Raw genomic sequence first — 12,213 nt, 5'->3', positions numbered from 1 at the left:
AATAAGGCTATTAAAGAGCATCAGACACAGATAATTGATCTTATTGCAAAAGACGCGATTTTTAAACAGTATGATCCTGAAAATCATAAAGTTTCTGAGATATTAGAGCATGTAAAAGATGGTGATTACAGGTTCTTGTATCTGTATGGCCTTCCTGTTTCTGAGAATGAGATTAGGACAGCAAAGTTTATGATTTTCAGGATCATACTGTTTAAAAATCGCGTCTTTTGCAATAAGGTCAATTATCTGTGTCTGATGCTCTTTAATAGCCTTATTCCACTCTTCTACAGCTGCTCCGTTTTTATAAAGACTGTATATTTCAAGGAAAAGCTCTAATGAAATAACAAATCTTTCTATTTTTCCGTTAAAGATATGTGTATTTCCAAATACAAGCTTATCTGCAAGAAAAGCAATAGCCTGTCCCTTATCACCATACTGCTCAACAGCCTTTGCAGGATTTACAAAAGAGTTCTCATAACTGCTCTCACTCTTCCAGCTGTAGAGTGCATCATTATTGGCCTGCATTTCATCTGCATTAAGGTTGTAGAATGAACCATCGTTAAGCTTATCTAATGTTTCAAACTGCAGTTTAGCAAGCTTTGCAGCTTCAGCAAAAAATGAATCCTCTTTCTCAGCTTCAAGGATTTTAGCTATTTCATCTCTGACAAAAGTCAGACGCTCATTAATATCTTTGTTATTTGTAACGTTACTCATCTTCTTAATATGGCTTATGCCAAGTCCTTTCTTTTTTTGTCAATTCAAATTGCCCGAAAACCTTAAACAATCATACCATAACAGTACCTGCAAGAATAGCTAAATCATGTATTCTTGAACATAAAGTTCAAGAATGTAGTAATAGAGCCATTTGAGTTCACCTTCGGTGAAGGCTCTATTACCAACCGATTCACTGAATCACGAAACACGCAGTAAATGCGCGTTTCTGTTATTTATATTCAAGAATTCATAGCTTAATAATCAGCACGCCCTTACTATCCAGTTTACCTTCTTCTGCATTTTCGGAAGGCTTATTCCACTTTCGTGCAAAGAGGATCTCGGATCCTTCAGGAAGCGGAATAGCTGCTTCAGTATCCTCGCAGTTGAGGTATACAGCGATAGTTCCAGCTTCATCAAGCTTAAGATATGAGATAACGCGGGCTTTTTCAATATCATTTGGGAAGTGAAAGTTTCTGCTCTTGCAGGCTGGAGTATTTCTTCTCATAGATATAAGAGCCTTCATTGTGGACAGCTCTTTGTCCTTAAGGCCTTTATCTATCGCATCCCAAGGCATGCATCTGCGGCAGTCGGGATCAAAGCCTCCATCCATGGCAACTTCAGTTCCGTAATAAATACAAGGACTTCCCGGCATTGTAAATAGAATTGCAAGCTGCTGATAAAAGACATCAATATCACCGCCGACTTTATTAAGAAGTCTGTTGGTATCGTGCGAATCAAGCAGATTGAAAAGGACATCATTGACCTGTGAGTAGTACATGGTAAAACATCTGTTGATGTCATATTCAAATGAGCTTTTATCTCTGTTCTTGTAAATCCAGAAATCTGATATGGCATTAGCAAGGGGGTAGTTCATGACTGCATCATATTCATCTCCTCGAAGCCATGTGATGGAATCATGCCAGATTTCTCCAAGAAGATAGAAATCATCCTTCATGCGCTTGGTCATATATCTTACGGCTCTTAAAAAAGAATGAGATATCTCATTACCAACATCAAATCTAAGGCCATCTATATCAAAAGTATCGATCCAGAATCTTATAATATCAAGGAGGTAGTCCTGGACTTCAGGATTATTGGTATCAAGCTTTGGCATATGCTCTGCAAAGGCAAAAGAATAAAAGCGTCCATCTCTTGTATCATGCCCCATATCAACAGGCCATTTATTGACCATATACCAGCTTGCATATTTAGAATCCTGGCCATGTTCAAGAACGTCAAGCCACATTGGATGATCAGATCCTGTGTGGTTGAAGACTGCATCAAGCATAACACGGATTCCTGCTGCGTGAGCCTCATCGATAAGGGCGCGAAGATCTTCATTACTACCAAAATGGCTGTCGACCTTTTTGTAATCTTTAGTGTTGTATTTGTGATTGGATTTAGATTCAAATACAGGATTAAGATAGATTCCTGTTATACCTAGTTCCTTAAGATATGGAATCTTATCACGTATACCTTTTATATCTCCGCCGTAGAAATCTTTAAATCCGGTCTCTTTGTACTCCCAGGGAAGTACCCCTTCAGGATCAAGCGACTTATCTCCATTACAGAATCTTTCCGGGAATATCTGAAACCATACAGTATCATTGACCCAGGAAGGAGTCGTGAACACATCGCAAGGATTCATCCATGGCATGATAAAATAAGACAGCGCCTTGCCATCCTGATTCATCTCGTCTTTGGAATAAAATCCATCCTCGAAGTAGTACATACATTCGTCGCCTGAATGTAGCTCAAAGTAGTATTTACATCTTTTATATTCTGGGAAAAGAGTAGTAGTCCACCATATGTGATCTTTGAGATTCTTTTTAAAACAGATTTCCTTACGCTGCCCATCCCATTTTTCATTGCCGCCCATAATACCGGCTGCATAAGGATCGCCATGAATGATATAAACATGGTCTATGTCATATCCGGTCTTAATATTGATTATAAGACTGTTAGTATCAAGGCTGTAGCAGTACTGGTCTGATGTGCGGTGATATATTGCTCCTAAATTCATTTAAATCCTCCAATTGTGCTATCTGATTACAAGTTTCTTATTTTAATATCCGTAGCAAAAGAAGCTACTGAATAATGCTGTTAAAAATATACTTTTGATCATTGTTTAAATAAAATTCCAAGCTACGGAAAACGTTTTCCGTTGGAAATAATATACACTAGAATGAATATAAAATCAATAGCTAAATATGAACTCCCCATCATCAAAAGTAATGTTTTTTCCGGCCACATCATTATAAAGACTATAATCCTTGCAAAATATATAATCTTTGCAAAATCTTTAATCCTTGCAAAATCTCATATTATCTAATAGATATTTCAAATAATTAAATTAAAATGATTGCAAAATGCAGTTCATCCAATAAAAATGTCATTTCGTCGGAAAATCAACAAATAAATTTTGATACATATAAAATAGAACCATTCGTGTCAGGGATGATAAAAAACACGACTGACATAGTAACTATTTTTATTGGAGGAAATATGAGTAACAGAACAGCAATTTTAAAGAAACTTATGGTTGCTACAACAGTCATGACTATGACTTTTGGAGGATCAATGACAGCACTTGCTGCTGAAGATGAAGGGAATCAGACACCTGTCGTTGAGGAAAATCCTGTTGATGAAGGAAATCAAACTCCTGTAGAAGAAAATCAACAGCCAGTTGTAGAAGAGCAGAATAATGGAGATCAGCAGGGTACAGTAGTAGTAACTATTGATGAGCAGGCCGCTACAGAAAATGAAAAAGAGATTCTTGGAAATCCAGATGAAGCGCAGACAGAATCTGAAACAGCGGTTTATGAAGAGTATAAAGAATCTGATATCAACAGGTTTGCTAAAGAATCTGGGGAGGAAATCCATACTGGAGAGTGTTACACTGATCCGGAAACTCAGAAGACACCAACAGAATATGCTAAAGATATAGAAGAAGGTGAAGAACCTCTTGAACCTATAGCAGCAGGAGAAGCACATATAACCATTACAGATTCTTCACTCGAGGAGGGAGATGTACTTGAGGGAAGAACTGAGATTGTATCTTATACTGAGTCAAGTAGTAAAGTACCACTTGAAGCTGATGAAGAGTCTGCTGAAGGAACTATATATTTTGTGACTTTAAACTCAACTAATACTTCAGTGCTTGAAGGTGAAAATATAGAAGCAGCTGTTACAGTGCCTGTAGCTCAGGGATGTGATGATCCTGAAAGTGCAGTTGCATATGTGGATCCTAATTTTGGTGTATTCGATCCTATTGATAAAGTTGATCTTACATATGATGCAGATAATGGGACATGGACTGTAAAAATCACACTAAAAAAATCACAGAATCATAGACGAATTGATGGTACAGAGTATTCCGTATCTTATCAGAACTATGGTAACATCTATCTTATAAAATACGATGCAGTAAAAAAGCAGGTTGTAGTTGAGCCTGCACAGCCTGGTGAAGAGCCATCAGTTAGTGAAGATGAAAGCGTTATTGCTGTAGTAGATGCAAGCAGTGTAGCTACATCTTCTGAGGTATCAACAGTAGCACCTGTTAATGATTACTATCAGTTCAATCTTAATGCTGCAGAAGCTATCAGAACAGCAGCTTATGGTTCTACAGTAGATATCGATGCAGGCGAGTATGTAAGCTTTGCAGATTTCGTAATTGAAGAGATTGATAAGCGCCCTGATCTTACAATCAATGTTAACTATATTGATGCAGCTAATGGCCATTCACAGGAGAACTTCGTAATTCCTGCAAGAACAGCTCAGGCTGATGGAACAGTACTCGGCGAATCAAGAATTGAAGAGCCTGAAACCAAGTTTTATGGCTTCAAGTATGTTGATGGCAAGATGAATTCTTAATTGTGAATAGATCATCAACTAAAAAGCTTTTACCGATTAGAATGTTATAGAAATGATACATATACTTTGATAGAGTTTGTAAAGATATATAGGGTATAGTCAGAAAAACCATTAGCTTTAGGCGATAGGGATTTCACATAATATCCTCAAGCATTCGCGGTTAATAAGGCAATTCATAAGACAATTTATCCCCACCTGTGTTACATGATCATAGGTGGCGGATGAATTGTCTTTTTTATTGCCCTATTTTTTACTATAATTTTTCATAGACATAGACATAGACATAGACATAGACATAGACATAGACATAGACATATATAGATGTAGGCATAAACATAGATATAGACATAAACATATATAGTATGTTAATGTCTTTAATAAGGCCTGCAACCCGCATATTTACTCAGTTGCAACTACCAGTTGACAGATTTCCAAGTCGTCTTTATAGATTGCAATCGGTATTTTTTGTAATCTTTAGACATACCAAAACATAAAACAAAAAATACGGAGGAATTAAAATGATACTCGCAGATAAGATTATCAATGAAAGAAAAAAACTTGGATGGTCTCAGGAAGAACTTGCAGATAAGCTTGAAGTTTCCAGACAATCTGTTTCAAAATGGGAGAGTGCACAGTCCACACCTGATCTTAACAGAATACTCAAGATGGCTGAAATATTCAGCGTAAGCACCGATTATCTTCTGAAAGATAATATTGACAACTTATCTTCAGAACTGGTGGTAGAGGATGCGTATCCTTCTAATGAAAATATAAGAAAGGTAAGCATGGAAGAAGCTACCGATTTTATGGACAGGGCACAAAAGAATGCGCCATGGATGTCATTTGGTGTATCATTATGTATCTTTTCCCCGGTAACACTATTAACTATGGCAGGGCTATCTGCTAAAGGTCTTATAACCGAAAACATTGCCGCAGCTATTGGTGTTTCAGTTCTTCTTGTGCTTGTAGCAATAGCGGTATTCATATTTATATATGTTAACAGAGGATCAGAGAAGTATGAATTTCTGGAAAAAGAAATTATTGAAACAGCCTATGGCATCGATGGTCTAGTAGAAGATAAGAAGAACAGATATGAAAAGAAATATACTCTTTTAGTAGCAGGAGGGGTTATTTTGTGCATACTATGCGTTATCCCTGTTGTGGCTATGGGAATATTTGTGAGTTCTACAAATGAAGAATATATTATGCCGATAATGGTTGCATTATTGCTTGCTATAGTATCAGTTGGTGTTAATATGATCGTCAGGGCAAGTCAGGTTATGGATTCTTATAATATGCTGCTTCAACAGGATGGATATACGCCTTCTAATAAAAGGGTAAATAATAAGATCAGCAAAGTATCTGGTATATACTGGTGCATAATTGTGGGTATATATTTGGCATGGAGCTTTATTACCATGAAATGGGAATTTACATGGATTATCTGGCCTGTATCTGCAGTTCTTTTTGGTGCATTAGCAGGTATCATAAAGGTACTCGCAAAAGAAGATTAACAATCAAAAAGAATCAAAGATCAAAGAAGAACAAGAATCGAAGATCATAAAAGAACAATAATCGAAGATCAAAGATGATCAAGATAATCCATCACCTTTAGGTGGTGGATTATCTTGTTATCTTGATTTCGGGTGCGGGGTTATAAAACCACCTATATTAATAGCTGATATATCCTGTATAAAGGTATTCAAGATTCTCATAGTTCTCGTCTGCAAGATAGACATGAACATAGCTGTCATGGAAAGTGAACACATAGTAGGCAAATACAGCTTCGCCATCTGAGTAAACAGTTTCAGGGTATTTAAGACATATGCTATCACCTATGAAATATTCAATATCACTTGATGATGAAAGAAATCTGTAATCGCCGCTTGTATAATAGTCGTTAAAGCTATAGTCATTGTCACTGTTTTGGATTATAGAAAATGTTCCTGAAAGACCATCACTATCTTCCGGATAATAGTAATCTCCGGCAAGTTCATTAACTTTTTCATAGAATTCAGCTGAGCCGTCATTTACAATTTTATCGGCGCTATAATCAAAGTTTTCAGCTTCGTATTCGGCGCTGTCTTTCATTCTTTCAGCTTTAGTCTTAGTACCGAATATCTCTTTGCACAGAGCTTCATATTCTTCCATAGTGATTGACTCACCATTAAAAGTAAAATCGCTGTTCTGGTCATATTCGTCGTATTCACTATCGTAATATTCTGCAGACAGGTCAAAAGATTCTACGATTTCTCCATCTTCATAGCGGTCAAAAAGGTGAATGCTTCTGCCACCATGAGACGTATCTGAATGAACTATGTAGGTAAGGCCCTTATATTCTGCATAACTTAGATATGAAGCTGTTCCATCACCTGTAGCAAGGACATATACATTATTATCTCTTACATCAAAGAAGATTCCGCCGTAAGGACCATATACAATAAGTTCTTCTTCACTATCATTATCAAGGTCTACAAAGCTGTCATCATCATAGTAGTAGCATTCCCAGTCATCTTCATCATGTGGAAGATCTGAATATTTAAATGAACTTTCTGATCCATCTTCGCTTACTTCGATTGCTTCGATTTCGTCATCCAAGAATGCTTGTAACAGGTCGTTGGAATCACGTTCAGTTTTTTCATTATCATCCTGATCTTTAGTGCTTGAATCATTTTCGGCATCTGAAGACTTTTTTGATTCTTCAGAATCATTTTCTGAATCTTCTGAAGTAGAAGCTTCTGAATCAGAATCATCTTCAGCAGTCTTATCTTGATCAGTATTTTCTTCAGTTTCTACGCTCGATTCTTCGTCAGAAGAAAGACTTATATCTGGGGTTCCCGATGAGCAGCCTGTGAGTGTTACAGCGCTTATCATAAGTGAACATGCCATTAAATGCTTGAATTTCATATCATACCTCTCCTTTAAAAACATAGATAGTCATTATAGCTTAAATGCACGAATTGTCATAGTAAGCATCTTTATCATTGTATCAGCCTTTAAATTAAAATGTGATTTTTTTTCGCAAAACGACAAAAAATTGGTATGAAATGCATGTTTACTACCCATTTTCTAAAGATAATGGGGATTCTGGCTACATCGTTATAAAAAACTGCCAATAGGTCAGATGATATGTCTGACTATTGGCAGTCTATGAAAAAAATAGATATTTACTATCTATAGTAATTACATGCTTGTGTATCCGCCATCTACAGGAAGTGCTATACCTGATACATAGCTGGCTGCAGGTGATGCAAGGAAGCAGGCAGCAGCATCAAGCTCACCCTCAACACCGTATCTTTCCATAGGGATAGCTGACTTAGCATATTCCTTGAAGAAATCTGAATTAAGAGTCTCTTCTGTAAGTGGTGTGTAGAAGTAGCCTGGGCAGATAGAATTAACGGTAATTCCGTATTTACCCCATTCACCTGCAAGGGCTCTTGTGAGATTTACAACACCGCCCTTGGCAGCATGATATGGAGAAGAAGGAGCAATCTTATTACCAACAAGTCCATACATTGAAGCTATATTTATAATTCTTCCGTATTTAGCAGGAATCATAGCTTTCTTGGCTACAGCTCTTGCAACCTTGAAGGTTCCGAAAAGGTCTATATTAAGTTCGTTTGAGAACTGTTCATCTGTTATATCTTCAGCAGGAGCAACTGCACCTGTTCCAGCGTTATTGATAAGAATATCGATTCTTCCAAAATGCTCCAACACCTGATCTACAGCCTTCTCAACCATCTCTGTATCTGTTATATCGCATCTTACTGCATATGTATCGACACCATATTCATCATGGATTTCCTTGGCTACCTGATCGATAAGCTCCTGACGTCTTGCAAGTGCTACGATAGAAGCGCCCTGACGAGCCAGAGCCTTAGCCATCTGAACACCAAGACCTGTTGAACATCCTGTTACTAAAGCTACTCTTCCTGAAAGATCAAAAATATTGTTATTCATATATATACATCCTTTCTTTTGAAACGATTGTGTGCAATTGATTTAGTACAATATATCACAGAAATAAATTGTATGCAATACATTTTTAGAAATATTATTCTATAATTTTTAATTGTACTTGGACCAAATGCAATTAAAGAGATTATAAACGAGTTAGCCATAACTAACAATACCCTTTTTATTGATTTTTTTTATGGAATTATCTGGAAAAATGAAGTTATAAATTTTTATAACTTGAAAAAATAATAAATCTAAGTAAATGTTAGCATTAGCTAACTAAAAATGATATCATATTATATAAAAGAAGAAATGATAAAAAGTAAAAGATATAAGGTTTGCTGTTGTACCGCCCTTAAAAAGTCAGATATAAAAACAAACGATTGGATGTTTTACATATATTTTTTTAGTATAATTAAGATAAGTCAGGCATATATGAGCATCTTGGCTGAAACCAGATGGGATAATGAATCGCACAGATGACTTTTTTATATGATCTGATAAGGGAACCGGTAACTATTTAACTTATAATTAATAAAGTTTCACCTATGAGGTCGAATATGGAAGAAGAAAGGATTACAAGAATGCCGATGATAGGAGATACAGCTCCATCATTCAGAAGTATTACTACAAAAGGGAAAATTAATTTTCCTGATGATTACAAAGGAAAGTGGGTTGTTTTCTTTTCACATCCTGCTGATTTTACTCCTGTTTGTACAACAGAGTTTATTGCTTTTGCCAAAAGGAATGATGAATTCAAAGCTTTAAACACAGAGCTTTTAGGACTTTCAATAGACTCACTTCACTCACATCTTGCCTGGGTTAAGAATATAGAGAATATTGACTGGAAAGGTGAGGGTAAGGTCTCTATACCGTTCCCTATAGTTGCTGATATAAGCATGAATGTGGCTAAGATGTATGGAATGCTTCAGACTGTTGCCAAGACCCAGACTATAAGAGCCGTATTTATAATAGATCCTGAGTCTATAGTCAGAACTATTCTCTATTATCCCATGTCTACAGGTAGAAACATAGATGAGATAATAAGAATTATAAAAGCCCTTCAAAAGCATGATAAAGATAATGTTTCTACGCCGGTAGACTGGACTCCCGGAGATGATGTGCTTATGGGATCTCCTCTTACACTTGAAGAAGCTTCTGACAGAATTAAAGGCAAAGACGACCTGATTCCATATGAGTGGTATCTTACTGCAATAAAGGATAGTAGTGATACAGATTTTAATAGTAATACTGATTATAAAGAATCTGATGGCGAAATCTTGATGGAAGATAATACTGATTTTAAAGAATCTGATGGCGAAATCTGGATGGAAGATAATACTGGGAAAAAAATTGCATATATAGAATTCCCAGAATTTGAGCCCGGTAAAGTTGAAGTTACTCATACTGTTGTAGATGAATCATTAAGAGGTCAGGGTATAGCTGGTAAACTTACCAAACAAATGGCTCAAAAACTTATTAAAGAGGGCAAAAAGGCTGAGCTTACCTGTTCATATTCTGTAAAATGGTTTGCTGCTCATAAAGAATTTGGAGAAGCTTTGATTGAACCTGAGAAAGAGTATGAAAAGGCTATGAATATGCCTGATATGGCTTGTGGAGTTCCTAAGCATGGCAAGGACAAAGCGTAAATCTAACAGAAACCAATTATAAGTAACAATAAAAGCCTATTATAAGTAACAACAAAAGCCTATTATTAAGTAACAATAGAAAACAATTAGAAATAATAAACTCCCCGGTTCTGCCGGGGAGTTTGCTTCACAATATTGTGACATTTATTATATTGTCTTAGTTGTCCATTCAGCGCAGTTCCAAACCTGAGTTGCAAAAGGCTGATAGAAATCAGGCTCATGACATACCATAAGGATACTTCCTGGATATTCCTTGAGAGCTCTTTGAAGCTCTTCTTTGGCATCAACATCAAGATGGTTTGTAGGCTCGTCGAGTACCAGAAGGTTTGAGGGGTGATTTATAAGCTTACAAAGTCTTACTTTGGCCTGTTCACCTCCTGATAAAACCTTAACCTTGCTCTCTATGTGGTCTGATGTAAGTCCGCATTTTGCGAGTGCTGAACGTACCTCATACTGGTTAAATCCTGGGAATTCTTCCCAGATTTCTTCAAGGCAGGTGGTCTGTATATTAGGATCGGTTTCCTGCTCGAAATATCCAATCTCAAGATAATCTCCAAGTACAACAGAGCCCTGAAGAGGTTTTATAATACCAAGGATGCTCTTTAAAAGAGTTGATTTACCAATACCGTTGGCACCTGTAAGGACGATCTTGCCGCCGCGTTCCATTTCAAGATTAAGCTCTTTGGACAAAGGTGAGTCATATCCAATGATAAGATCCTTGGTCTTAAAGAGATACTTTCCAGGTGTTCTTGCTGTAAGGAAGTTGAATTCCGGCTTAGGCTTTTCGGCAGCTTTCTGGATAAGGTCCATCTTATCAAGCTTCTTTTGTCTGGACATAGCCATGTTTCTTGTTGATACACGAGCCTTGTTCCTTGCAACAAAGTCTTTGAGCTGGGCGATTTCCTGCTGCTGTCTCTTATAAGCTGCTTCATTCTGGGCTTTCTGCATCTCATATACTTCCTGGAAGTGATCGTAGTCACCTACATAGCGGGAGAGTTTACAGCCTTCCATGTGATAGATGATGTTGATGACGCTATTAAGGAAAGGAATATCATGGGAAATAAGAATAAATGCATTCTCATATTCCTGAAGATAGCGCTGAAGCCAGTTTATATGTTCAACATCAAGGTAGTTGGTAGGCTCATCGAGAAGGAGGATGTCAGGTTTTTCCAAAAGAAGCTTACCAAGAAGAACTTTAGTTCTCTGGCCGCCGGAAAGCTCTGTAACATCTTTATCAAGGCCAAGCTCTAATAATCCAAGAGCCCTTGCTACCTCTTCAACCTTAGCATCTATCATATAGAAATCATGGTTTGTAAGATATTCCTGCAGCATTCCTGCTTCATCAAGGTATTCTGTCATTGTAGCTTCATCAACTTCAGCCATTTTTTCATAAAGCTCTTGTATGTGCTGCTCTGTCTGATAGAGTGAATCGAAGGCGCTGTGAAGCACGCTTCCTATTGTCATGCCGTTTTCAAGAACTGCATGCTGGTCAAGGTAGCCTGCTTTAACATTCTTGGACCATTCAACCTTACCTTCATCTGGCATAAGAGAGCCTGTGATGATATTCATGAAAGTAGACTTACCTTCGCCGTTAGCACCTACAAGTCCGATATGTTCTCCCTTTAAAAGTCTGAATGACACATCTTCAAATATAGCTCTGTCACCAAAACCATGAGACAAGTGTTCAACATTTAAAATACTCATTAAAAGTAACCTCAATTTGTGATATCAGAGGAATAAGCCTTTGGTATATAGCTTTGGAACATTCTTGAATATCATATTCAAGATTTTATGTGATATTTAGCTTATCCTTTGATGGAAATAAATTTGCCTGTCTATAATATCTAAATTATGACTATTATGCAAGATTGTGGTAAAATTTGGATATGAAAAATGCAGAAGAGATGTTTATTAAAGGTAATGTAAAAGAAGCTTTTGAAATATTTCTTTCTCTGGCGCAGGAGGGCAATGGGAGAGCGATGTATTTTCTTGCGCTCTATTATGCCCTTGGTCTTGGCGA

Annotated in this window: 8 protein-coding genes; 3 read left to right on the top strand and 5 right to left on the bottom strand. The window is 36.9% G+C overall.

Annotated elements, in window-relative coordinates:
• Positions 1 to 102: 102 nt before the first annotated feature.
• Both K6G87_RS17335 and K6G87_RS17330 read right to left on the bottom strand, forming a co-directional pair.
• The gene (locus tag K6G87_RS17335; protein WP_296840068.1) at positions 103 to 714 is read right to left on the bottom strand and encodes a hypothetical protein; all 612 of its coding nucleotides are present in this window, start codon (positions 712 to 714) and stop codon (positions 103 to 105) included.
• 247 nt (positions 715 to 961) lie between these two features.
• Positions 962 to 2,737: a glycoside hydrolase family 13 protein gene (locus tag K6G87_RS17330; RefSeq protein ID WP_296840066.1), complete on the bottom strand. Its 1,776-nt coding sequence runs from the start codon at positions 2,735 to 2,737 to the stop codon at positions 962 to 964.
• A 482-nt stretch (positions 2,738 to 3,219) separates the two neighbouring features.
• Between K6G87_RS17330 and K6G87_RS17325 the strand changes: the two genes are divergently transcribed.
• Positions 3,220 to 4,587 carry a hypothetical protein gene (locus K6G87_RS17325; protein WP_296840064.1) on the top strand — a complete coding sequence of 456 codons (1,368 nt, stop codon included), beginning with the start codon at positions 3,220 to 3,222 and terminating at the stop codon, positions 4,585 to 4,587.
• A 518-nt stretch (positions 4,588 to 5,105) separates the two neighbouring features.
• The gene (locus K6G87_RS17320) at positions 5,106 to 6,101 is read left to right on the top strand and encodes a helix-turn-helix domain-containing protein (RefSeq protein ID WP_296840061.1); all 996 of its coding nucleotides are present in this window, start codon (positions 5,106 to 5,108) and stop codon (positions 6,099 to 6,101) included.
• 157 nt (positions 6,102 to 6,258) lie between these two features.
• On the opposite strand, the gene K6G87_RS17315 is transcribed toward K6G87_RS17320, so the two are convergent.
• Both K6G87_RS17315 and K6G87_RS17310 read right to left on the bottom strand, forming a co-directional pair.
• Positions 6,259 to 7,494 carry a hypothetical protein gene (locus tag K6G87_RS17315; protein ID WP_296840059.1) on the bottom strand — a complete coding sequence of 412 codons (1,236 nt, stop codon included), beginning with the start codon at positions 7,492 to 7,494 and terminating at the stop codon, positions 6,259 to 6,261.
• A 276-nt stretch (positions 7,495 to 7,770) separates the two neighbouring features.
• Positions 7,771 to 8,547, bottom strand: coding sequence for an SDR family NAD(P)-dependent oxidoreductase (locus tag K6G87_RS17310; protein ID WP_296840057.1), 777 nt, complete (start codon positions 8,545 to 8,547; stop codon positions 7,771 to 7,773).
• Positions 8,548 to 9,104: 557 nt separating this feature from the next.
• Between K6G87_RS17310 and K6G87_RS17305 the strand changes: the two genes are divergently transcribed.
• Positions 9,105 to 10,193: a peroxiredoxin gene (locus K6G87_RS17305; protein WP_296840054.1), complete on the top strand. Its 1,089-nt coding sequence runs from the start codon at positions 9,105 to 9,107 to the stop codon at positions 10,191 to 10,193.
• Between the two features lie 147 nt (positions 10,194 to 10,340).
• On the opposite strand, the gene K6G87_RS17300 is transcribed toward K6G87_RS17305, so the two are convergent.
• Entirely contained in the window at positions 10,341 to 11,897 is a 1,557-nt protein-coding gene (locus tag K6G87_RS17300; RefSeq protein WP_296840052.1) for an ABC-F family ATP-binding cassette domain-containing protein, read from the bottom strand.
• Positions 11,898 to 12,213 lie beyond the last annotated feature (316 nt).

The organism is Butyrivibrio sp. (assembly GCF_024699075.1).
The sequence above is the reverse complement of the archived record's forward strand: the minus strand, read 5'-3'. Positions and strand labels throughout refer to the sequence as shown.